The organism is Halocynthiibacter styelae (genome assembly GCF_016123485.1).
In the GTDB taxonomy this organism is placed as follows: domain Bacteria; phylum Pseudomonadota; class Alphaproteobacteria; order Rhodobacterales; family Rhodobacteraceae; genus Halocynthiibacter; species Halocynthiibacter styelae.
The window spans coordinates 389707-413026 of record NZ_JADCKQ010000002.1 but is presented as its reverse complement, the minus strand read 5'-3'; the positions used below and the strand labels follow the sequence as shown (position 1 = coordinate 413026).

The following is a 23320-nucleotide window of genomic DNA, read 5'->3' as shown; positions in this document are numbered from 1 at the left end:
GCGATGACAACGCTTCTTGAACCAAAACTGCCCGAGGCTGGCCTGTCTGGCAGCTATATCAATGGGGCCTGGCATCGGCCTGCTGATGGGCGCACCCTGACCATCGAAAACCCGTCCCGTCGTGCACCGATCTGTGAGGTCGGTCGCGGCGCGTCTGCCGAGGTGAAACTGGCCGTCGATGCTGCCCGCGCCGCTTTGCCAGCGTGGCGCGCGTTGCCAGCATCTGAGCGGGGCAAACTGTTGTTCGAACTGGGCCGGCGCCTGGAAGAAAACACTGAGGAAGTGGCACGTGTTCTGGCGGCGGAAAGTGGCAATGCCGTGAAAACCCAATCCCGTGGCGAAGCCATGGGCGCTGCGGGGGTTCTGAAATATTACGGCGGCGTTGCGGTTGAACAAAAAGGTGAAACTCTGCCGCTTGGCCCGGGAATTTTGTCGTACTCCACCCGGGAACCTCATGGCGTTGTTGGTTCGATCATCCCATGGAATTCACCGCTGCAATTGGGTGCGGTGAAGATTTCCATGGCTCTGGCCACCGGGAACTGTCTGGTTCTGAAACCCGCCGAAGATGCACCACTGGCGATCCTGAAGTTGGCGGAACTGGCTGATGGTTTGTTCCCGCCGGGCGTTTTCAATGTTGTGACGGGTCTTGGTGAAGAAGCCGGTGCGGCGATTGCCAATCATCCGGGTATCTCAAAAGTGTCCTTCACCGGTTCAAGCGAAGTGGGTAAACTGATTGCGCATTCCGCAGCGGATCGCATCGCTAAGGTCACACTGGAACTTGGCGGTAAATCCCCGACGATTGTGTTCCCGGATGCGATTGCAGATGGGCGTTTGGAAAGCACCGCGCAACAGGTTGCCAATGCCATGCGTTTTGCCCGTCAGGGGCAAAGCTGCACCGCCGGGTCACGTCTGTTCGTGCATAAGGACATCTGGGATGAACTGATGCCCAAAGTGGCAGAGAAATCCGCTGCGCTGAAAGTGGGCGATGCGCTTGATCCTGACGTGGATATGGGCGCTGTCGTGAATGCCGAACGTTACGGTGAAATCCGCGCGTTTGTGGCAGAGGCCGAAGCATCAGGCGCAAATTTCCTGCTGGGGGAAACCCCGGCGGAAGATCCCGCTGGTTTCTGTCCGAACCCGACCATTATCACGGGTGTTGACAACACCTGGCGCATTTCACGTGAAGAGGTGTTTGGCCCGGTTATGGTCGCCATACCGTTTGAAACGGAAGAAGAAGTCATCGCTATGGCCAATGACACCCATTACGGGCTGGCGGCGTTTATCTTCACCCATGATGTCAGCCGGATCACCCGTCTGACACGCGCGATTGATGCGGGTTGGATTCAGGTCAATCAGGGCGGCGGGCAGATCCCCGGCATGTCTTATGGTGGCACCAAACAATCCGGCATGGGCAGCGAATATTCAATTGAAGGCGCGCTGGAGGCCTATACCTATCGCAAATGCATCACCATCAATATCGAAGGTGAGGCATGAGCACCGACAGATTTGGCAATGCGGTTGATCCGGGCGTGGGCTACGCCCGGGGAACGCTTCTGTCGGGGTCTGCCGACGAAGTGCGCCGCCTGAAGCGGGCGGGGGCTGTTGCGGCAGATTTTGTTGCGCGTGAAGGGATAGACAAGGTTGCGATCTGTACCGGGAACCTGCGGTTTTATCCTGTGGCGGCGGATGATCTGCCTGAGCTGTGCGAAGAATGGATCGGGCCTGGTCTTTATGGTGAAGAATTGCGTCAGGCTGCGATTACCCATATGGGCGGTGACGGGGATGAGGCTGCAGCCGTGATCAACCGCACAAGTGCCGGGATCGTTGCAACGGTTCTGGCCCATAGTCAGAACCGCCCGGTTCTGTCGCTTGTGCCTGCAGGGGATCGTTCCCATGCCTCTGTGACGCGCGGTGCAAAACTGGCAGGTGTGCCGGTGGTTGAGGCTTATGATCTGCCCGAAGTCAAACGCTTGCTTGCTGCCCATGTTCCGGCACTGATGGTCATCACCACGGTGACATCGGAACTGGCGGTGCTGTCGGATGATCTGATTGGTGCTGCAACCCGATTGGCAAAGCGTGCGGGCTGTGTGGTTCTTCTGGATGAGGCTTACGGCGCGCGGTTCCGTCCGGTTCTGCATGGTGGCGCGCCTGCGCTGTCTTTTGGGGCGGACCTGGTGATTACAAACGCCGATAAGGCCGGCCTGTCCGGCCCACGCGCGGGGGTGCTGTGTGGGGATGCTGCCGCGCTTGTGCCGGTTCAGGCCAAAGCCAGTGAATTGGGCATGGAAGCCCGCGCGCCCATAGCCGTAGGTGCGATGCGCAGTCTTCAGGGGTTCACCCCGGATCTGCTGATTCAGGAGGCGCAGGATGGGCAGGATCTGGCGGCGGCGCTGGAAGCCGCGCTGGGCGCAACCTTTGTGACCCGCTCTGCTCTTGGTCCGAAGATTGACGAACAGGATGCTATGCAGATAGTTCTGACCCGCGCCGGAACCGATCAATCCGACCGGGTGCCTGCAGAAGTCACCGCCGCTATCGGGATGCTGATGTTGCGCGACAAGGGCATTGTCACGGTCAATACTCATGGTCAGCCAGGGGGGCGTGTATCGGTCCGGTTGAAGCCCACCACCGGGGCTGTTGCGCGTGCGGGCGGGGCAGAGGCGGTCGCCCGCTGCCTTGTCAACGCAATTGACGAAGTTGCGGCCCATCTGGATGATGCCACCTGGTTTGCTGACCTTCTGTTCGGAGAAAACTAAATGACGGATAAAGATCTGATCACCCGACTTGATGACAGGCTGGACCAGCTCGTGAATATCGACATGGGTGAACGCGGTGTTGAACATCTCTTTGAAGCTGCACGGGGCATTGAGGGGCGCTCCCTTGTGGGGGTGGCAGCTGATGCGCTGATGGCGGTGCCGGAGGGCGGCACTGTACTGCTGACCACAGGATCGGTTTCCCGTGCCTGGATCACCCCGGAGCTTGGCGAAAACGACGGTCCATCCGGTGCCGCAGCGATTGCCCGGGCGCTGGTTCTGGGTCGCAATGCGACCTGTGTGATGCTTTGCGAAGAAACGTTACTGCCCGCGATCCGCAACACCTGTCAGGCGGCGGGGCTCTTCCCGGTTACGCTGGAACAGGCGGTGATTGCGCGGGCAGACAAAAGCCTGGCGACCATCGTTATGCTGCCCTATTCGATTGAGGATAAAGGCGGCAAAGCTCAGGCCATTCAGATGCTGGACGATCTGCAGCCCGATCTGTTGTTTTCCACGGAGCGGGTGGGGCGCAATGAATTTGGTGTCTATCACTCTATGCGCGGGATCGATTACGGCATGGGCCGTGCGCGGGTGGATTTCCTGTTTGATCTCGCGCTGGAACGCGGCATTCCCGTGGTCGCTGTCGGTGATGGCGGCAATGAAATTGGTATGGGCAAGGTTGCGGATCACGTGGCAGCCCATGTGCCTTACGGTGATATATGCCAATGCGGTTGTGGCGGTGGTATTGGTGCTGTGACATCCTGCGATGTGTTGGTCACTGCGGCCTGTTCCAACTGGGGCTGCACCGCGATTGCAGCGGCTATGGCCGTGCGTGCCGGCAATGCGAAACTATTGCACACGCCGGAACGTGAGGCCCTGTTGCTGGATACGATGGTCACAAATGGCCTTATCAATTCGACCCATGGGATCGTTGACGATTCAGTTGACGGGTTCCCCCGGGCTTCTCATCTGGCAGTGGCTGAACTCTGCCGTACTATCGTGAGCCGCGCGCTCTGAGAGTTTTAGGAAAGACACAATGATAAAAGACAATCCCGACCTCATCCAGGCCATCCGCAACCGCTTTGCCCATGTGGACAGCTGCCCGTTTCAGGGTGAACGCATTTTCTTTGAAAACGCCGGTGGTGCGCTGACACTGAAGAAGGTGGTTGAGACATCCGCGTTTTATGCGGCGATCCCGGATAACCCGGGTCGGATCAATCCTGCGGGGCAAGGAACCCAGGATGTGATCAACAAAGCCAAAGCAGACCTGGCGGTGTTCATGAATGCCGGGGCCGGTCAGTTCTTCGCCGGGGAAAGTGGCACGGAACTTCTGTTTCGTCTGATCCGCACTGCCTGTGTGAATGCCCCGAAAGGCGCGAAGGTCATAGGGTCTTCTATTGAACATCCGGCCACCCGTTCTGCCGCGCAGCGCTGGGCCGGAATTGCCGGCCTGGATTACGTGAACGTCGCCCATAACGACGCAACCGGTCTGGTGACAGCTGAGGATTACGCCGCCCTGATGACCCCGGATGTGGCGGTGGCGACGATCCTGCATGCTTCGCCCGTCACCGGCATGGGCATAGATGTGGCCGCGATTTCCAAAGCGATCCGGGCGGTGGCACCGGATTGTCTGATCATCGTGGACGGCATTCAGCACGCGGCCCATGGGCAGCTGGACCTGAATGCCTACAATGTGGATGGTTACGTGATCTCACCTTACAAAGTGTTTTCCCGCCATGGGTACGGCATCGCCTGGATTTCCGATAAACTATCCGCCATGCCACATGACATGCTGATCGATGCGCCCGCAACAGGCTGGGAATTCGGCACCCGCGACAGCGGCAGCTTTGCGACTGTGTCTGATGTGGTGGAATACTTCGACTGGCTTGGCGGTGAGGTGTCTGAAGAAACAGACCCTCGCAAGCGCATTGAAGCCGCCGGGCGCGCGATCCATGCCTATGAAACCCATCTGACCGTTGCGATGATCAATGGCACCGGCAATCTGCCGGGTCTCAAAGATATGGAACATGTTCAGATCCTGGCGGGTGAAGATAATCCAGCGCGTGAAGGGCTGGTGTCAATCGTGGTGAAGGGAATGGATTCCCCGGATGTGGTTGAAGCGCTGAACCAGGAAGGCATCCGAACCCATACCCGCAAAGCAGACCACTATAGCGGCAATGTTCTTAATCCGCTTGGTTTGCCGGATTGTGTGCGGATTTCTATGTGCCACTACAACAGTGAAAGCGAAGTCGCAAAACTTCTGGCGGTTGTGAACGAAATGGCCTGAAGTGACGTTCAGGGAAGGTTTTGAAAGGCTGATCCTCCCCCCCCCATGAAGTGGTCCTATGCTACGCATCGGGGGGGGCACCTTTTGGTTGGATCCTGAGCCAGGCGCAGGCAATGGATTGGGAGCAGGGCAGGGTGGTTCGAAATCACTTTCTTGTCGGGTTTTCAAACTGAAATGTCAGTTGGCGGTTTATGGTGAGATGCGACAATGGCTTGCCCAAAGCCTCCTCGGCCTTCAGGATGACGGAGGCTGAGGCACGCGCATCCTCACCCGCGTCATGGTGGTGAAACGTAAGGCCCAGGTGTTTTTTGAGGTTGGTAAGGCCATGGCCGCCAGCGCCCTTTAGCTCCGGCCAGGCCTGGCGGGCGACTGTGACACTGTTGGTCCAATGTGACGTGATCATGGGTAAATCATAACGTGCGCAAGCCGCCGTTAAGGCTTTTCATCAAACGTGCTGTGTTGGATAAGCGAATGGGTGTTCAGGATATCATACAGCGCCATATAGACGGTTGGGAAATTCCCAGCCCCCGCCACTGTGTCACTGGAGATCCCATGCAGCTCTGTGTTGAACGGGGCAAAAGGTTCCTCAGGGTCGACCAGGACAGAATAGGTTTGTAAATGACCCGCAGCATCGGCGAAACAAAGTCCAATCTGGCATTTAGGGTCGGGAATGTAGCAAGATAGCTTTTGCTCATTCTTCGAGATCCAAGACGTATCTCAGACCGGTACAGGGATCTGGGTTTGAATTTTACAAGATTGGGTCAAAATCATGATGGAAAAGTCAAAATTTCTCGATGTTTCGTGAAAGTTGTCAGGTGCCACATAGTGTGACGTTCGCTCATGAAGGGGTATGCAGTTCATCCTTTGCAGGAGGTCCAATCGAGGCCGAATTTCTCCAGGTACTTACGCAGGCGGTCCGCATCATTTTTGCTGGTTTTGGTCAGGCGCGACACCGCAAATAAACGTCGTCCCGCGGCGCTTAAGCTTGCGCTTTCCTGGCAAGCACGGATAACGGCGGCAAGTTGTGTGCGGTCAAATTCATCGATCTCTGCAGAACGTTCGCCAAGAACTGATGTGAGAAGCTGCATCTCTGGATCTTGATTGGCATTGTACCAGACAGATGTAATCGTTGCGATTTCAGCCTGCACCATCGATTTTGTGATGCGGCCTTGCGGCGCAAGGGTGCACATCCGCTGAATAGATGCGCTGAGATCTCGAAAATTACCGGACCACTTTGTGCCGGGGTCTGTTGCGAATTTCTGATAGATGGCAAGCGCATCTGCATTAAACGTCACGCGCGCGCCCAGTGTTTTTTCCGCACGCGCCATTTCAAAGGCAATGTTGGGTGCGATATCTTCAGGCCGGTCGCGCAAAGCGGGCAGGGCGAATGTCCAAAGGTTCAGCCGCGCAAACAGGTCTGCGCGAAACTGTCCACCGGCGACCAGACCTGCAAGATCTTTGCCCGCGCCGGCAATCAGGTGAAATCGGCTTGTGACTTCATAATCGGACCCCAGCGGGAAGTATTTCCCTGTCTCGATCGCATGCAGGATCATAGCCTGTTCATCCAGGCCAAGTTCGTCGATTTCGTCCAGGAATAACACGCCACCGTCTGCTTCGCGCAGTAATCCAGATCGATCTGCGGCAGCACCAGGGATGGCTTGCCTGCGGTGGCCAAAAAGCGTGGACATGGCGCGTTCACCCTTCAGGGTTGAACAGTTTACATGCACAAGACGCCCCTTAACGCGGCGGCGTTGCAGCTTGAGTTCATATAGCCGTGCTGCCAGTTCAGATTTGCCAGTGCCGGTTGGTCCGATTAGCAACAGCGGCGCGTCAGAATTGGATGTCACGACCTCCATCCGGTCAATCATCGCGTTGAAGGCGTTATTGCGTGTCTCAATCCCGCCTTTCAGGAACGTGTTGTATTCTTTGGTGACCAGATCAAAACGCTGCTGCAAGGCGTTGTATTTCGACAGATCAAGATCAACGATTTGTAAACTGCCGGGCCCTTCTTCTTGATGATGGGGCGGGCCGGTTTGGATCAGCTTTGCCGGAATATGACGGGCTTCTGTCAGCAAAAACCAACAGATTTGTGCCACATGCGTGCCAGTGGTCAGGTGAACGTGGTAGTCTTCGCGCTCGTCGTCAAACCCATAGTCGCGCGCGAAATCATACATCGCACCATACATTTCCTCAAAGTCCCAGGGGTCACGAATTTCAACTTCATGCAGCAAGACCTCGGTCTGAGGGCTTGAATGTTCCACGGTCGTTTTGATTTTCTGTGCGAGCCCAGACCAGCGCCTGCCGTGGATCAACTCCAACCGGTCAACCGGGAAATCCGGATGTTCAGCAATTTGTACAGACGGACGCCAGCGCCGCCGCTTGCCTGCATCCAGATTCGTACCAAGAAAGCCGATGACTACGTTTGCTTTTTCCATGCGTATATATTTGTATAAAAGCTTATACCTATCAATCACTATTTTTGTCGACACTCTGCTAGATTGGGTAAAATCCATTTTAAATCAATTGGATGAAGGTTTTCTGATTTTATTTCGCTTTTGGCTTTGGATCAGCGAAAACATCTTCACAAACAAATGAAGGACGAAAGAAATGGCAAACAAATCTGTGTTTGCATCAATCAAAGGCCGGTTGCTTCCCTTTGCGGACACAACCAACAAGGAAAAGGCACCGGCCTACCGATATTCTGATGCACATGCCCTGGCCCAGGTCGCGATGACCGGAACCTTTGGTGCAACATATTATCAGGACCCAACGCAGGAGCTTTCCCGCACATTGGATCTGGCGCAAAAGGTTGATCCGTCATTTCTGGCCCAGGCCGCTGCTTACACCCGTAAAAACGGGCACATGAAGGATATGCCCGCCTTGCTTTTGGCTGTTCTGTCTGGCCGTGACCCGATCTTATTTCAAAGCGCCTTTGGGCGTGTTGTGGACAATGGTAAAATGCTGCGGACTTTCGTGCAGATCATGCGATCTGGGCAGACTGGGCGTAAATCGCTTGGCTCCGCACCGAAGCGGATGGTGGCCAATTGGCTGAATGATGCCTCTGATCGGGCGCTGTTGCAGGCTAATGTCGGCAAAGATCCGTCGCTGGCGGATGTCATCAAGATGGTGCACCCGAAACCCCAATCAAAGGCGCGTGAAGCGTTCTTTGCTTGGATCATCGGTAAACCATGTGACGTGGCGCTGCTGCCGCAACCCGTGCAGGATTTCTTGCGGTTCAAGGAAAATGGCAAAGGGCATGTGCCTGATGTTCCGTTCCAGATGCTGACGCAGCTTCCTTTGTCCAAAAAGCAATGGGCGAAGATTGCGAAAAATGCGTCCTGGCAGATGACCCGCATGAACCTGAACACGTTTCTGCGTCATGGGGTTCTGGATATGAAAAACATGCGTCGGCATGTGGCAGATGTTCTGCGTGATCCGGATCGGATCGCTAAGGCGCGGGTCTTCCCGTATCAGTTGATGACGGCTTATCAGGCCTTGTCACCTGAGATGCCCGCGGAAATCCGTGATGCTTTGCATGATGCAATGGAACTGTCCGTTGCCAATGTGCCAAAGCTGCGCGGCCAGGTTGTGGTGTGTCCGGATGTGTCGGGCTCTATGTCTGGTGCCGTCACAGGTTTCCGCAAAGGGGCGACCACGGTGACGCGTTTCGTGGATGTGGCGGGGCTTGTCTCTGCGGCGATCTTGCGGCGCAACCCGTCAGCGACTGTGTTGCCGTTTGAGGTGAAAGTCCGTGATGTGCGGATGGAGCCGCGTGACACGATCCTGACCAACGCAGCGCGTTTGGCGGATCAATGGGGCGGCGGGACAAATTGTGCGGCACCGCTTGATTGGCTGCTGGCGAAGGGGCGTGCCCCGGACCTGGTGATCATGGTGTCAGACAACCAATCCTGGGCGCATGCCGCTTATGGCAACAACGGGACCGCAATGATGCAGTCCTGGGAGAAACTGAAACGGCGCAACCCAAAGGCCAAATTGGTCTGCATCGACATCGCCCCTTATGGGAGGACCCAGGCGAAAGAACGTGATGATGTGCTGAACATCGGCGGGTTCTCGGACACGGTCTTTGACCAAATCGCAAGCTTTGCGGCGGGCGAGATGGGCGCGGATCACTGGGTTGGCCAGATTAAGGCTGTGGAAATTTAAAACCGGGTCAGGCGGAATGCCTCTGGGACTACATCTGTAATGTAAATGTTTCATGGAAACTTTGTCCGCCTGATCCGAATGAGCAACTGAATTGAAAGGAATACGCCCTGGCGAATGCCAAAGGAACTACATCGCACCAAAGCGGGATCATCTGAGAAGGTTCAACTCCTCTCCTTGCGTGCGCCCAGACGGAAAACCGTTCCAATCGGAACGGGGGCGGGACCCCGAAACTGTTTCTTTACCCTTGTCGCCAGGGACCACTTAAATCCGGCAAATGCTGGTGGAACTACATCTTGTCGCGGGTTCGAGCCCCGCCTCTTTTACAAAGCTAAGAGAGTAGCTCAGTTGGTAGAGCAGAACCGTTTCACCGAAACCTTGTTGCCGGAACAAGAAATACCCCTGACGAATGCAGGGTGGAACTACATTCTTAATGTCGTGGTCGTGGGTTCGACTCCCACCTCTGCTGCCATAGCAGGGTAGCTCAGATGGTAGAGCGCGTAATGTTTCACCTTTTCCTTGTCGTCAGGGACCAATTCACAGGGATTAGCTTAGTCTGGTCAAAAGGGCCGCACCTGGAATGCGGAGATCGGAGGTTCAAATCCTCCATCCCTGACCAACACGACACAGGGGGAATGCCTGTGGGACTACATTGGTTGAAAGCGTGTTCGATTCACGCCAAACCGGAGGCGCATTCTTCCGGGGGAGATGTCTCACAAATTCTTGTCCCCGCATACGATTTGTTCGGCTGTAGCTCAGTGGTAGAGCGCCTGACTGTTAATCAGGATGTCGTAGGTTCGATCCCTACCTGCCGAGCCAGTATTGGAAGGTAGCTCAACTGGCAGAGCAACGGTTTTTGGTACCGTCGGTTGCAGGTTCGAATCCTGCCCTTCCAACCAGATGAAATGAAAGATGAAGGCGATGGAACAGATCCTAATGTGCAAGACCTGCGATGCAGAACTCAGCTATCCGCTGACTACAATTGATACGGTATCTGAGATGGAACGGCTGTGTAGCTTCGCAGATGAAACGCCTGTTTCACCTGCCCGTCACTTCTTGCTGATGGAGGGTGAAGTTTTGGCGGCGCGGATGAAGCGTATACCGGGATGGGAGCCACGCAGCAATGCTTGGCTGAACCTTGAGGATCTGCGCGAAACTGTAGGGTTTACACCGCACACGGAGCGCCTGATGGGTTGTTGTAGTATTAGTAGTGGGTATGGCCCGAACCGCGTTTGCCAATGCGGGGAACATGTCGGAACACAAAGCTCAGATTGCTATGAATACCGCATGCTTGAACCCGTGCCGACCGCTACATATTGGAAAAATACGAAAGAATAAAACGATGGAACATATCGAAATCACAGGTGAGACACTAAAAGAATGGGGCCATATTCCAGGGCCGGAATTTTCCCGTTTGCTGGAAATTTCGCAGGCCGCCGTTGCGGCTGGCTATGGGGTTGAGCAGATCAAAGGCAAGCTTGATACAATGAAGCCGCCACCTCCGCCGCCCACATTGCCGCTGCAAAAGGCCGGCGATGTGCCGTTTCATTTCAACATTGAAGCCGCAGAAGACGCGGACGAAGTGAAGAATCTTGAAATGGTGCGCGAAACCATGATGGCTGTGATGCGGACACCAACGGTAACATCCGCCGCTGTGATGCCAGATGCCTGCCCAGCCGGACCTGTGGGGACGATCCCTGTGGGCGGTGTTGTGGCTGCAAAAAACGCGATCCATCCAGGAATGCACTCCGCCGATATCTGTTGTTCTGTTATGATGACGGATCTGGGCGAGATTGACCCCAAAACAGTGTTGGATGCGGCTGAAAAGGTCACGCATTTTGGCCCCGGTGGGCGTCAGCAAGGCAAGCGCTTTACCATGTCGCAAAAGCTGCTGGATGAATTCCGGGCAAACCGTTTCCTGAACACGCCTAAGATCCTGCGCATGGCTGTGGAACATCTGGGCACCCAGGGTGACGGGAACCACTTCCTGTTTATTGGGCGGTCACGCAACACCGGGCGCACAGCGATTGTCACCCATCACGGGTCACGTGGACCGGGGGCTGTACTGTATAAGCTTGGCATGGAAGTGGCCGAGAAATACCGCCGCAAACTGTCGCCGGATACGTTGAAGCAGAACGCCTGGATTCCTGCCGACACTGAAGATGGTCAGGAATATTGGGCGGCCCTACAATTGATCCGCAAATGGACCAAGGCCAACCACAACGCCATTCATCAGGCAACGGTGGAAGGTTCCGGCGCACAGCCGGGGGATCGGTTCTGGAACGAACATAACTTCGTCTTTAAACGTGAAGATCTGTTCTATCACGGCAAAGGCGCAACCCCGGCCTGGGGTGACTATGCCTCTGACGCGACAGGCCTGACACTGATCCCGTTGAACATGGCGGAACCTGTGTTGGTTGTGCGCGGCAAGGATGCGGATCACGCTTTGGGATTTTCTCCGCATGGGGCCGGGCGCAACTTTTCCCGGTCGGAGCATAAGCGCCGGATGGGGGACGTGACACCGCAACAGGCGCTGGAGGCCGAAACCAAAGGGCTTGATGTCCGCTTTCCTGCGGGTGGAATTGATGCGTCGGAATTGCCATCATCCTATAAAAATGCCGCAAATGTGGTGCGCCAGATCGACAAATTCAATCTCGCTGAGATCGTCGATTACATTGACCCATATGGCTGCATGATGGCTGGCGATGTGCCACCGTTTTGGATGAACAAGAAAAAGAAGGGGCGGCGTTGATACGTCGCTCTTTTACATGAGAAGGAAAAGCCTGGGAATGTACGTGATGACAGCCGGTGCGTGATATTTATCCTGTGTGGTAAACCGCGAATGCCAATGACCGGGTGTTATGTGGCGCGCCTCCTTGTTGAATTCTGAGCGCGTGCGCAGGCAATGGGTTGGGAACATCAAAGATAAACCTCTGAAAAGATCGGTTCCTCAGGTGTAGCACAAGTCCGGATCTTCATAGGTTTCACGACCGCCCGCCTTTTTGAAATTTGGGGCGGGATGCGTCTGCTGTCTGGCTGGATTTTGATAGTGAAGCCGTAAACAAAAAATAACTGCGAAAATTTACACATGATTACAGCGGCTTCGGCTTTGGGGTGGAATGTCATGATGGTATAGGTCGCGTCAAATGCTTATGAGGGGTGCAGATGGGGTGCTGGCGGTCAAACAGAAAGATCCCGATGGCGATAGCCTGATGCGGCCGTTTCGAGATCAGGCAGATTTGGTGCAGGTAGCTGATCCAGAAGTCCGGAAGAAAGTTGCTGGCATGCCTCACCTCGCCAGGTTTTGGGAAAAAAGCAAACAGGTGCATCAGGTATACGCAGAGCAATCCGGCGCCAGCGGTGGACGATAAGCGTACGCAGCGCTGTCGTTTGCAATGCATCGAAACCCGGGGGGGCTGTTATGTAAGAGCTGGCTTTTTGCAAAGACGTTTCCAGCGTCACGGCGGCTTGCTGTAACTCATCAGGGCAAATCTGAGATCTGGCCCAATCCGGCACATGCTCGGGAGAGGCACGAAACACCAACATGTTGGCAGTGTCGGGCAGTTTGTTTTCTGCAACAAGAAAGCTGTTTCGGGACAGGGAAATTCCGGCGTTGGACAAGGTTTTGCCGGTGTCACCATGCAGATCGCGGTCTGTGCAGATGACATACCAGCCGGGGGTTGTCACTGGTTCTCGTGCATAGATTTTGGGGGTCGCGTTGATGGATGCCCTGCGCCCTGCAGCCGTCAGCTTATGCATACTGCTTCGTCCGTCCCGCAGGCTTTCTATCCAACCATCTTTCCGCAAGCGGTGGAGCGCAACGCGGATCGCTTCAGAACGAATGCCCATAAGCCGGCCCACTTCAGTCAGGGCCACGCCGCTGATCTGATCGCGCTCCCCCTGGGCAATATCGCCAAAGAGTGACACAATCACAGACCAGACACGTTGAGGCAGGGGATCTTTCAGCGCCTCAATTGCGTTACGGAATATGTCGCTTGTTGTTTTGTCTGAAACAGTCATGCCCCCTTATAGGTCAGGGGACATGAGGATGCTACGTGCGATTAATAGGCGTTCATGGTCAAAAGTTCATATTCCGCCACCAGTTCACCTTCGCCATCGGTCAGGCTGACGTGCCAGCGCACTTCGCCGTATTCCTCGTTGCGGGGGGTTTTTTTCTTAACCGTCAGGCGCACTTTTATGGTTTCCCCTGCTTCAATCGGTTTCATGAAACGCAGGTTATCAAGACCCGTATTGGCAAGAACCGGGCCTTCGTTCGGTTCCACAAACATGCCGGCCGCGAAGGACAATAGCAGATAGCCATGGGCCACGCGACCAGGGAAGAATGGGTTCCGCTTGGCTGCTGCATCATCCATATGGGCATAGAAGGTGTCACCGGTGAAATGGGCGAAATGTTCGATATCTTCCATGGTGACGACGCGTGGTTCTGTGTGCAGCGTGTCACCGATTTTTAGATCGTGGAAGGTACGGGTAAACGGGTGGGCCTTATTAGTAGTTTCCGTGGCACCGGGCACCCATTTGTCACCGATGGCTGACAGGATATCCGGGCTGCCCTGAATGGCCGTGCGTTGCATATAGTGTTTCACGCCACGCACACCGCCCATTTCTTCGCCACCACCTGCGCGGCCCGGCCCGCCATGCACCATATGCGGCAGGGGCGATCCATGTCCGGTGCTTTCCTTCATCGAGTCGCGATTGTTGAAATAAAGCCGCCCGTGGAAAGCGCCCGCGCCCATGGCAACTTCGCGTGCAACGGCGGGATCATGGGTGATGACAGAGGCGACAAGCGACCCTTGCCCCTTGTTCACCAGTTCAATCGCGTGATTGACATCGCGATACCCCATGATGGTGGACACGGGACCGAAGGCTTCGGTGTCATGCACGCGTTCGGCACTGTCGGGGTTTGCGCAATGGAACAGCATCGGCGGCACAAATGCGCCTTTTTCCGCGTCGGCCCCATCAACGGTGAAATTATCCGGGTCGCCGTAAACGCGCTCCGCTTCCTGCCCAATGATCGCGGCTTTTTCCAGCACGTCACGTTTTTGCCCACCTGACACCAGTGCGCCCATGCGCGTGGTTTCCAGTTTTGGATCACCGATCTGGGTTTTATCAAGGCGCGCTGACAGGGCTTCGATCACGGTCTCTACGTGGTTTTCAGGGACCATCATGCGGCGGATTGCGGTACATTTCTGACCGGCCTTTGTGGTCATCTCGCGTTGGACTTCTTTGACAAACAGATCAAATTCCGGCGTGCCAGGGGCGGCGTCCGGCCCAAGGATGGAGGCATTCAGGCTGTCCTGTTCCGCGACAAACCGGATGGAGTTTTCAAGAATGTGTGGGGCGGAACGCAGGGACAGCGCGGTCTGGGCAGACCCGGTAAAGCTGACCACATCCTGCAATGTCAGACGATCCAGCATATCCCCCAGACCACCAGACACCAGCTGCAAAGCACCAGCAGGCAGAATGCCACTGTCGAGCATGATTTTAACAGCCAGTTCCGTGACATAGCAGGAATTGGTCGCCGGTTTCACAATCGCAGGCACACCGGCCAAAAGGGTGGGGGCGAGCTTCTCAAGCATGCCCCAGACCGGAAAGTTAAACGCGTTGATATGCACGGCCACACCCTGCAAAGGCGTGCAGATGTGCTGGCCCATAAAGGTGCCGTGACGGGACAGTTGTTCGACTTCGCCGTCCAGGTACACATGGCCATCCGGCATTTCGCGACGCCCTTTGGACGCAAAGACAAACATCGTGCCGATGCCGCCATCAATGTCGATCATATGGTCGGATTGCGTGGCCCCGGTGGCAAAGCTGAGATCATACAGCGCCTGTTTATTTTTGCTGATTGCCAGCGCCAGGGCTTTGATCATTTTTGCGCGGTCATGGAAGGTCAGCGCACGCAGGGCCGGACCGCCGACATTGCGGGCGTAATCCAACATACCCTGCACATCCAGCGCGTTGTTGCCCGCACTGGCAATGATGTCACCGGTCACGGCGGATGCGATATTGCGGGCACCTTCGCCGGGTGCGATCCATTCGCCGGCGGCGAAGCTGTTGATCTGCTGAATGGTCATTTTATGTCCTTACATTTTAGACAATGGCAGGGGGAAGCTGCCCGTGAAAGAGAGGTCGCTCAGACGTTCAGAGCGACGGGAAGCCGGGCAAAACCGCGGAAGCGAATGCGTCCGCCGCGCGTTGCGCCTGGCTGAATTTCGTAATCCGGGAACCGCCGCAAAAACCGTTCCACCGCAATGCGGCCTTCCATGCGTGCCAGTGTCAGACCAACGCAGGTATGGGCCCCACCGGCAAAGGCCAGATGTTTATTCGGGCGGCGATCCAGCTGCATCTCATCCGGGTTTTCAAAGGCGCGCGGATCACGGTTTGCAGCCCCCATGCACAGATGAATGTCACGGCCCGCCGGGATCGTGACCCCGTGAAATTCGACATCCCGCGTGGTCAGGCGATTGCCAAACTGGTTCGGGCTTTCAAGCCGCAGGAATTCATCTACGGCTGTCGTGATCAGCTTGGGATTGGCCAACAGCTCAGCCCGTTTATTGCGGTGCTGATCCAGCAGGGACAGCGCATTGCCGATCAGATTGGTTGTGGTTTCATGCCCCGCGTTCAGGATGAAAATACAGTTCTGGTATAGTTCAATCTCGGACAGGCCTTCGCCGGTTTCATCACCAGACTGGATAAGGCGCGTCAGCACATCTACCGCCGCATCACCAGGGTTTGCACGGCGGTCCTCAATGATATCACGCAGGTAGGTCATGAAATCAGACACCGCCTGATTGCCCTCGGCCATTTGCGCGTCAGACAGCTGTGGTTCAAGCGCGCCAAGAATGGAAAGCGACCAGTCGCGCAAAGGGGCGCGGCGATCACGCGGAATGCCCAGAAGATTGCCGATGACTTCAATCGGGATGGCCCCTGCAAAATCTTCGATCAGCTCGGCCTTGCCGTTGGCCGCCATCGCATCATTCAGATCATCGACCAGCGTGATCAGCCCAGGTTCCATCGCCGCCAGCGCGCGTGGGTTCATCGCGCCGACCATCACCTTACGCACGCGGGTGTGCAGGGGGGCATCGTTGAAGACAAGCGAGGTCGTATGGTGTTCAAACAGTGGACTGCCGACACCGTATTTCGGGCCAAAGACGGCCTTTTTATCGGAAATATAGGTCGTGGTATCGCGGTAAATTGTATCCAGATCCGCATGACGGGACAGAATGAAACTGCCATCCGCCTGGGCGCAAACCGGGTAGTTTTCGCGCAGATCCGCATAATGCGGCCAGGGGTTCTCGTGGAAATCCCCCGGCAGGTTTGTCAGATCAAAGCTCAATGCCCCATTGCCCCCATTTGTTCCGGCAGCACCAGAACCAGCCATGGGATCAGCACGATCAGGGCCAGGCGGAAGATATCCGCGATCCAGAACGGGGTAACGCCTTTGAAGATTGTTGCGGTGGATACATCGCCTACAACACCTTTCAGGATAAAGACGTTCAGGCCCACAGGCGGTGTGATCAGGGAAATCTCTGTCACCACGACAACCACGATGCCAAACCAGATCGGATCAAAGCCAAGACTTGTGACCAGCGGGAAGAAGATCGGCACAGTCAACAGCAACATAGACAGGCTTTCAAAGACGCAGCCCAGGATGATGTAGATGCCCAGGATCATCAGGATGACCATGAAGGGCGAAACATCCCAGACCGTGACCAGGTTGATCAGGGCTTCGGGCAGACCTGCCAGGTTCACGAAGTTTGAGAAAATCTGCGCACCGATGAGCACAGCGAAGAGGGATGCCGCCGTAAAGCTGGTTTCGCGCAGAACCTCAAAGGTCGACTTTACCGTCAGCCCGCCCCGGAACAGGGCGATCAGGAAAGCACCCATGGCCCCCATGCCTGCGGCCTCGGTCGGGGAAAATGTCAGGTTCAGGGGCGCAAAATCAAACGCACCATACAGCCCACCGATCACAAGGAAGAACAGCAAAAGCACAGCCCAGACGGACCCAAGTGCTTTGATGCGCACATCCCAGCCGGAACGTTCACCCGCAGGGCCGGAATCCGGTTTGCGCCAGACGGTGTAGCGCACCGCGAGGAGGTAAAAGAAGATGCCAAGCGCGCCGGGGATGATCCCCGCCATGAACAGCTTACCAATCGAGGTTTCTGTCAGCAGGCCATAGATCACAAGGATCACTGACGGCGGGATCAGGATGCCAAGGGTGCCGCCCGCCGCAATAGACGCAGTGGACAGTTCATCAGAATAGCCATAGCGACGCATTTCCGGCATGGCCACTTTCGACATGGTGGCTGCGGTTGCAAGGGACGATCCACAGATCGCAGAAAACCCGCCACAGGCCGCAACAGTCGCCATGGCAATGCCACCGCGGAAATGACCAAGAAAGGCGTTCGACACCGCATAAAGTTCCCGTGCCATACCGCCTTTGTTCACAAACAGACCCATCAGGATGAACAGGGGCACAACGGACAGGCCGTAATCCTGGGCGGTATCCGTGATTTGGCGCCCGACAACGGACATGGCGGCTTTCATACCGCGTTCGGACAAAAGATCACCGCCGCGTTCCCAGACGATGCCAAAGGTGCCGACAAGGCCCATCGAAAACACAATTGGGATCCGCAGCAAAACAAGGATCAGAACAAGGGCAAAGCCAATAAGTGCAGCAGTCATTACGCGCGCTCCAGCAATCGAGGGGCAAAGAGGGTAAGCAGGCCGGTTCCAACCATCACGATGCCAGAAAGGGCAACGGACAGGGCGATAAACCAGCCGATATAGAATTGCGGGATCGCAAGATATTCGGTGACATCACCGTAATCACGCCAGCGTTCCGCAAGGATCCAGATCCGTTGCGCGGGCCAGTACATCAACGCGCCGCACAGGACATAGCCCAGCCCGTCACGGATATTGTGCAGACGCCAGCGGAAGAACAGGCTGTCCATCAGATCGACGGCAATATGCCCGGCCTGGGCGGACACCTGCGGCAGAACCGAAAATACGACAATCGCCATCAGGATGCGGGTCAGCTCGGTCGCGGCTTCGATCGGGGAATTAAAGACAGACCGCAACACAACATCAAAGAAAGTCATGGTCATCAGGGCAAAAAGCGCCAGACAGGCGAGCACAACCGGAAAGGGGCTCAGCCAGCGGATGGCGGATATAACGGGTTTCATGGGGGCCTCACTGGCTGGCAGGCTGGACTGCGGCTTGGTCGCTCCGGCGGGTTGCGCCGCCGGAGGTGTTCGTTTCAGGCGGCTTAGTTCGCAGCCATCTCGGATTTCACCATCTCATGTGCAGCGGCGGCGTCGATGCCTGCTGCGGACAGTTCTTCGAGAACGGATGCGGTCACGGCTGTGGTGATGTCAGCGAATTGCGCCAGATCAGCTTCGCTTGCGGCGTTGATCGCATTGCCTTCGGTTGTCAGCGTGGCTTCACGGCCCACAGTGTCGATTTCATCCCAGATTGCGCCAAGGGCACGGGACAGCGGTTCGCCGAATACTTCGTCTTCCAGCTTCTGCTGCAGATCTTCCGGCAGGTCTGCGAATGTGTCTTCGTTCATGATGAAAGCGAAAGATCCACGGTACAGGCCGCCTGGCAGCTCATACACATTCTGCGCAACTTCAGTCAGTTTGAAACCACGGCGGCTTTCCATTGGCATAACCACACCGTCAGCGGCGTTAGACGCCAGCGTTTCGTATACTTTCGGTGCAGGCACCTGAATGCCGGTCGCGCCCAGGGCTGCGCCCACGTCACCACCAACGCCGCCAGGAATACGCACTTTCAGACCTGCAATTTCGGACATTTCTGTCACAGGCGTGGAAGAATGCAGCTGTGCCGGGCCGTGGGTGTGCAGGGCGATCAGTTTCACGCCGCGGTGTTCATTCGCAGCGGCCAGATGCGCTTCATGGGTGCGCCAGTAGGCAACAGAAGCAGCCTCAGCAGAACCTTCATAACCCGGCAGTTCGATCAGTTTGGTCGCAACAAATCGACCAGGCTGATAGCCGTGGAAGATGATAGAAACGTCCGCAGCACCATCCTGGATCAGGTCCATCTGCGCAGGCGGCGGGGCCAGGCCCATTTTCAGTTCTGCCGTCACCTGACCGTCGGTGGCTTCTTCTACCATCTCAACAAATGTCGGCCACATGCGGGCGTTGATGCCATGTGTGGGCGGGGCCCAGCTGGAAATGGTCAGCGTATAGTCAGCCGCGAAGGCAACGGTGCTGGTCAGTGCCATTGTTGCACCTGCAACGATGCTGGCGAATTTAGTGAAATTGGTCATTTATTCCTCCCAAATGTGGTCAGGTGGTTCACCCGTCTGTGGCAAGTGACTGCCGTAGAATTCCGTTCCGGGTCATCGAAAGATTCTCCCGTTTCGATGGCCTGAGGAATTTATTGACCAACCGTTCGGTTTATGCAAGAAAATTATCAAATTCAGCTTGCGGAAGACATAATGAACCTCTCAGACAGCCAGACCGTCCTTGTTGAAACCCATGAAAACTGGGTTGAAATCACACTGAACCGCCCCGATCGCCTGAACTCCTTTAACGAGGAAATGCACCTTGCTTTGCGCGCCGCACTCGAATCAGCGCGGGACGGTGGGGCACGTGCGGTGCTGTTGACAGGCGCGGGCCGGGGCTTTTGCGCCGGGCAGGATCTGTCGGATCGTGATCCGTCAAAGGCTGACAAACCCCGCGATCTGGGCGAAACCGTTGCAACCTTTTACGCGCCGCTTGTGCGCCTGATCCGTTCGCTGGAATTTCCGGTGGTTTGCGCGGTGAATGGCGTGGCGGCGGGGGCGGGCGCGAACCTCGCCCTGGCCTGTGACATCGTTCTTGCAACGGAAAGCGCGAAGTTTATCCAAAGCTTTGCCAAAGTCGGCCTGATCCCGGATACCGGCGGGTCCTGGCATTTGCCGCACCTGGTTGGCGAAGCCCGCGCCAAAGGCCTGGCTTTTACCGCCGAGCCATTGCCCGCGAAAAAGGCTGAAGACTGGGGGCTGATCTGGAAAGCCCTGCCAGATGACAGCTTTATGGACACCGCCCGCGAAATGACCGCGAAGTTTGCCAATGGGCCGACCCTTGGCCTTGGCCTGACAAAATCCTGCATTCAGGCCGCCTGTGTGAACACGCTGTCTGATCATCTGGATCTGGAAACAGAAGCCATGCGCACCTGTGGTAACTCTGATGATTACCGCGAAGGCGTGGCCTCTTTCCTTGAAAAACGCGCACCGGAGTTCAAAGGAAAATGACCTTAACACCAAAGGAACGCGCTGAAAAATCCGCGCAGGCCATGTGGTCCGGTGATGGGGCCAGCACGTGGATCGGGATGGAACTTGAAGATGTTGATGAAGGCTGCGCCCGTCTTGGCCTGACCGTGCAGCGTCACCACACCAACGGCCATAAAACCTGCCACGGCGGCGTCAGCTTTTCCTTGGCAGACAGTTGTTTTGCCTTCGCCTGCAATTCCCGCAATCAAGCGACTGTCGGGCAGCATGCGATGATCAGTTACCTGAAACCCGCGTTTGAGGGCGACCGTCTGACTGCGGAAGCGCGTGAGATTTCCCTGACCGGTCGTTCCGGCGTTTATGACGTCCGGGTTCAGAACCAGAAAGGCGATGTGATCGTGGAATTCCGGGGCATGTCCCGCGCGGTCAAAGGCCAGTTGTTTGAAGAAATAACCGATGAAGCCCGTCAGGGCTGATGAGGAGAGAGTGATGAAAGACCTGACCCCAAAGAAATCCGATCTTGACCCGATTGAGATCGCGTCGCGTGATGAAATCTCTGCGCTGCAGTTGGAACGCCTGAAAAAGACCCTGCGCGCGGCGTATGACAATGTGCCGATGTATAAGCAGCGTTTTGATGACGCGGGCGTGCATCCGGATGATCTGACCGATCTAAAAGATCTGGCGAAGTTCCCCTTCACCTATAAAAACGACCTGCGCGACAATTACCCGTTTGGCCTGTTTGCTGTGCCGCGTGAACAGATCGTGCGTCTGCACGCATCCTCCGGCACCACCGGCAAGCCGACCGTTGTGGGTTACACCGCCAATGACATTTCCAACTGGGCCGATCTGATCGCACGCTCCCTGCGGGCCTCTGGCGTGAAGCCAGGTAATATCGTGCACAACGCCTATGGCTACGGGTTGTTCACCGGCGGTCTTGGCGCGCATTATGGCATTGAGCGCCTTGGCGCGACAGCGGTGCCTGTATCCGGTGGCCAGACCGAACGTCAGGTCAACCTGATCCAGGATTTCCAGCCTAATGCGATCATGGTGACGCCGTCTTACATGCTGAACATTCTGGAACAGTTCCACAAAGCGGGCCTTGATCCGCGTGAATCCTCGCTTGATGTCGGTGTGTTTGGGGCGGAACCCTGGACCAACGCCATGCGCCAGGAAGTGGAAGAGGCGTTTGATATGCACGCGGTTGATATTTATGGTCTGTCCGAGATTATGGGGCCGGGCGTGGCCAATGAATGTGTGGAAACCAAAGACGGGTTGCACATCTGGGAAGATCACTTCTACCCCGAAATCATCAACCCAGAGACCGGCGAAGTCTGCGCCGATGGCGAGATGGGCGAACTGGTCTTCACTACGCTGACCAAAGAAGGTCTGCCGATGATCCGCTACCGCACCCGCGATCTGACACGTCTGCTGCCCGGCTCTGCGCGCTCCATGCGTCGGATGGAAAAAATCACAGGTCGGTCTGATGATATGATCATCCTGCGCGGCGTGAATGTCTTCCCAACCCAGATCGAAGAACAGTTGATGGCCACCGGTGGTCTTGCCCCGCACTTCCAGATTGAGCTTTACAAATCCGGCCGGATGGATGCTATGCGCGTTTTTGTTGAGGCGGAAAAGGGCGCAACCGACAATCTGTCCAAAACCGCTGCGGCACGCATGCTGACCAAACGCGTGAAAGACATTGTCGGCGTATCCTGTGAGGTCGTTGTCGGGGAACCTGGTGAAGTCGCGCGTTCCGAAGGCAAAGCCAAACGTGTTGTCGACAACCGCAATCAGTAAGAGAGGATAGTTCCCTGGCCCGTACCATCGCAAAAGACCATGATCAGAAACGGCTTTCTATCCTGAAAGCCGCGGCGAAAACCTTTGCAACTGAGGGGTTTGATGGCGCGTCCATGGCCCAGCTTGCGCGGGAATGCGGGATCTCCAAGGCCAATATCTATCACTATTACGGCAGCAAAGATGCGATCCTGTTTGACGTGCTGGATGCTTATCTGACCGATCTGCGCACGCGTATCTGTGATTTCCCGCTGGAAGGGGCACCGGCGGAAAATCTGCGGGCGCTGATCGGGGAAATCCTGATGGCTTATCAGGGTGCCGATTATGAACACCAGGTTCAGGCGGGCGGCATGTCTTCCCTGCCTGAAGATCAACAGACCCTATTGCGGGGATATCAACGTGATATGGTGCGCAGCCTGAACAACGCGATTTGCGCGGTGAACCCGGCGGCGTTTGAGGGCGACAAAGAAAAGCTGCGCAATATGACCATGTCGGTCTTTGGTATGCTGAACTGGTATTACATGTGGAATTCCGGTGCAGGCAGTGATGCGCGCGAAGCTTACGCCCGCCACGTGGCGGACCTGACCCTGGGCGGGCTTGAAGGCCTATGAAGCCAGGGCCTGTTGCGCAGGCACAGGGAAGATCTTGTCGTAAGCCAGGTTAAAGACATAGGCATAGACTAGGAAAAACGCGGCAAAGCCCAGATCCAGCAACAGCGCCTGAAGCAAAGTGATTGAAAGCCACCAGGCCACGACGAAGATCCCAGCGATCAATAACCCGCCTTCAAACAACAATGCGTGGATGATGCGGATCTTCACGCCGCGTGGCGCCATGTTGCGATACTTCATATCCCATTGATCAAACATCCAGTTGTAAACCAGGTTCCAGGCCATGGCGAGCAGGCTCATCATCAGGCCAAGCGTACCCATTTCTGCGGGTGAATGCCCGGTAATCCACGCACCGAAGATCGCAACCAGGGTCAGTGCAATCAGTTCAAACAGCAACGTGTGACGCAGACGGTCCTTGAAGGTGCGCATGAATTTACCTTTCCAGAAAGATATTTTAATTTATGTA

General features: G+C 56.0%; 21 protein-coding genes and 3 tRNA genes. 14 read left to right on the top strand and 10 right to left on the bottom strand.

Features of this window, described 5'->3' with window-relative positions; all coding sequences use genetic code 11:
• Positions 1–3 precede the first annotated feature (3 nt).
• From H1D41_RS04250 to H1D41_RS04235, 4 genes are read left to right on the top strand one after another with little or no spacing between them, the layout of a single operon-like run.
• Entirely contained in the window at positions 4–1494 is a 1491-nt protein-coding gene (locus tag H1D41_RS04250) for an aldehyde dehydrogenase family protein (RefSeq protein ID WP_228847735.1), read from the top strand.
• Positions 1491–2753 carry a hypothetical protein gene (locus H1D41_RS04245; protein ID WP_228847734.1) on the top strand — a complete coding sequence of 421 codons (1263 nt, stop codon included), beginning with the start codon at positions 1491–1493 and terminating at the stop codon, positions 2751–2753. The genes H1D41_RS04250 and H1D41_RS04245 overlap by 4 nt, the downstream gene beginning before the upstream one ends.
• Positions 2754–3767: a glutamate cyclase domain-containing protein gene (locus H1D41_RS04240; protein ID WP_228847733.1), complete on the top strand. Its 1014-nt coding sequence runs from the start codon at positions 2754–2756 to the stop codon at positions 3765–3767.
• Between the two features lie 19 nt (positions 3768–3786).
• Complete coding sequence (locus tag H1D41_RS04235) at positions 3787–5037, top strand: aminotransferase class V-fold PLP-dependent enzyme (protein ID WP_228847732.1); 1251 nt, start codon at positions 3787–3789, stop codon at positions 5035–5037.
• A 145-nt stretch (positions 5038–5182) separates the two neighbouring features.
• Here the strand turns inward: H1D41_RS04235 and H1D41_RS04230 are convergent, their stop codons facing one another.
• The 3 genes from H1D41_RS04230 to rtcR all read right to left on the bottom strand — a co-directional run bounded on the left by H1D41_RS04230 (position 5183) and on the right by rtcR (position 7472).
• Complete coding sequence (locus tag H1D41_RS04230) at positions 5183–5440, bottom strand: hypothetical protein (RefSeq protein WP_228847731.1); 258 nt, start codon at positions 5438–5440, stop codon at positions 5183–5185.
• Between the two features lie 29 nt (positions 5441–5469).
• On the bottom strand, positions 5470–5637 hold the full coding sequence (locus tag H1D41_RS04225) for an exonuclease domain-containing protein (RefSeq protein WP_228847775.1): 168 nt from the start codon (positions 5635–5637) through the stop codon (positions 5470–5472).
• Between the two features lie 257 nt (positions 5638–5894).
• Entirely contained in the window at positions 5895–7472 is a 1578-nt protein-coding gene (gene rtcR, locus H1D41_RS04220) for an RNA repair transcriptional activator RtcR (RefSeq protein ID WP_228847730.1), read from the bottom strand.
• Positions 7473–7644: 172 nt separating this feature from the next.
• Here rtcR and H1D41_RS04215 point away from each other — a divergent pair, with 172 nt between their 5' ends.
• From H1D41_RS04215 to H1D41_RS04190, 6 genes are all read left to right on the top strand, one after another.
• The gene (locus H1D41_RS04215; protein WP_228847729.1) at positions 7645–9201 is read left to right on the top strand and encodes a vWA domain-containing protein; all 1557 of its coding nucleotides are present in this window, start codon (positions 7645–7647) and stop codon (positions 9199–9201) included.
• 537 nt (positions 9202–9738) lie between these two features.
• Positions 9739–9817, top strand: a tRNA-Pro gene (locus H1D41_RS04210).
• Between the two features lie 125 nt (positions 9818–9942).
• A tRNA-Asn gene (locus H1D41_RS04205) sits at positions 9943–10017 on the top strand.
• 4 nt (positions 10018–10021) lie between these two features.
• A tRNA-Gln gene (locus tag H1D41_RS04200) sits at positions 10022–10097 on the top strand.
• Positions 10098–10119: 22 nt separating this feature from the next.
• The gene (locus H1D41_RS04195; RefSeq protein WP_228847728.1) at positions 10120–10536 is read left to right on the top strand and encodes a hypothetical protein; all 417 of its coding nucleotides are present in this window, start codon (positions 10120–10122) and stop codon (positions 10534–10536) included.
• Positions 10537–10540: 4 nt separating this feature from the next.
• Positions 10541–11950 (top strand): RtcB family protein, encoded by a 1410-nt coding sequence (locus H1D41_RS04190; protein WP_228847727.1) that lies wholly within the window; start codon positions 10541–10543, stop codon positions 11948–11950.
• Positions 11951–12378: 428 nt separating this feature from the next.
• Here H1D41_RS04190 and H1D41_RS04185 read toward each other — a convergent pair whose 3' ends face one another.
• From H1D41_RS04185 to H1D41_RS04160, 6 genes are all read right to left on the bottom strand, one after another.
• A complete protein-coding gene (locus H1D41_RS04185) occupies positions 12379–13218 on the bottom strand; it encodes a PaaX family transcriptional regulator C-terminal domain-containing protein (protein ID WP_228847726.1) in 840 nt (279 codons plus the stop codon).
• Positions 13219–13259: 41 nt separating this feature from the next.
• The gene (paaZ, locus tag H1D41_RS04180) at positions 13260–15290 is read right to left on the bottom strand and encodes a phenylacetic acid degradation bifunctional protein PaaZ (RefSeq protein WP_228847725.1); all 2031 of its coding nucleotides are present in this window, start codon (positions 15288–15290) and stop codon (positions 13260–13262) included.
• 59 nt (positions 15291–15349) lie between these two features.
• A complete protein-coding gene (locus H1D41_RS04175) occupies positions 15350–16597 on the bottom strand; it encodes a cytochrome P450 (protein WP_228847724.1) in 1248 nt (415 codons plus the stop codon).
• A complete protein-coding gene (locus H1D41_RS04170) occupies positions 16549–17901 on the bottom strand; it encodes a TRAP transporter large permease (protein WP_228847723.1) in 1353 nt (450 codons plus the stop codon). The genes H1D41_RS04175 and H1D41_RS04170 overlap by 49 nt, the downstream gene beginning before the upstream one ends.
• A complete protein-coding gene (locus H1D41_RS04165; protein WP_107495798.1) occupies positions 17901–18401 on the bottom strand; it encodes a TRAP transporter small permease in 501 nt (166 codons plus the stop codon). Before H1D41_RS04165 ends, H1D41_RS04170 begins: the two co-directional genes overlap by 1 nt.
• An 83-nt stretch (positions 18402–18484) precedes the next feature.
• Positions 18485–19507, bottom strand: coding sequence for a TRAP transporter substrate-binding protein (locus H1D41_RS04160; protein WP_228847722.1), 1023 nt, complete (start codon positions 19505–19507; stop codon positions 18485–18487).
• A 171-nt stretch (positions 19508–19678) separates the two neighbouring features.
• Here H1D41_RS04160 and paaG point away from each other — a divergent pair, with 171 nt between their 5' ends.
• Genes paaG through H1D41_RS04140 form a run of 4 tightly spaced genes read left to right on the top strand, consistent with a single transcriptional unit; the run spans position 19679 to position 22857 of the window.
• Positions 19679–20476 (top strand): 2-(1,2-epoxy-1,2-dihydrophenyl)acetyl-CoA isomerase PaaG, encoded by a 798-nt coding sequence (gene paaG / locus H1D41_RS04155; RefSeq protein ID WP_228847721.1) that lies wholly within the window; start codon positions 19679–19681, stop codon positions 20474–20476.
• Positions 20473–20928: a hydroxyphenylacetyl-CoA thioesterase PaaI gene (gene paaI, locus H1D41_RS04150; RefSeq protein ID WP_228847720.1), complete on the top strand. Its 456-nt coding sequence runs from the start codon at positions 20473–20475 to the stop codon at positions 20926–20928. The genes paaG and paaI overlap by 4 nt, the downstream gene beginning before the upstream one ends.
• Before the next feature lie 13 nt (positions 20929–20941).
• Positions 20942–22249 (top strand): phenylacetate--CoA ligase PaaK, encoded by a 1308-nt coding sequence (gene paaK, locus H1D41_RS04145; protein WP_228847719.1) that lies wholly within the window; start codon positions 20942–20944, stop codon positions 22247–22249.
• Positions 22250–22263: 14 nt separating this feature from the next.
• Entirely contained in the window at positions 22264–22857 is a 594-nt protein-coding gene (locus tag H1D41_RS04140; protein WP_228847774.1) for a TetR/AcrR family transcriptional regulator, read from the top strand.
• Here H1D41_RS04140 and H1D41_RS04135 read toward each other — a convergent pair.
• Positions 22852–23283 (bottom strand): PACE efflux transporter, encoded by a 432-nt coding sequence (locus tag H1D41_RS04135; protein WP_228847718.1) that lies wholly within the window; start codon positions 23281–23283, stop codon positions 22852–22854. The two genes, H1D41_RS04140 and H1D41_RS04135, sit on opposite strands and share 6 nt — an antisense overlap.
• Positions 23284–23320: the final 37 nt, after the last annotated feature.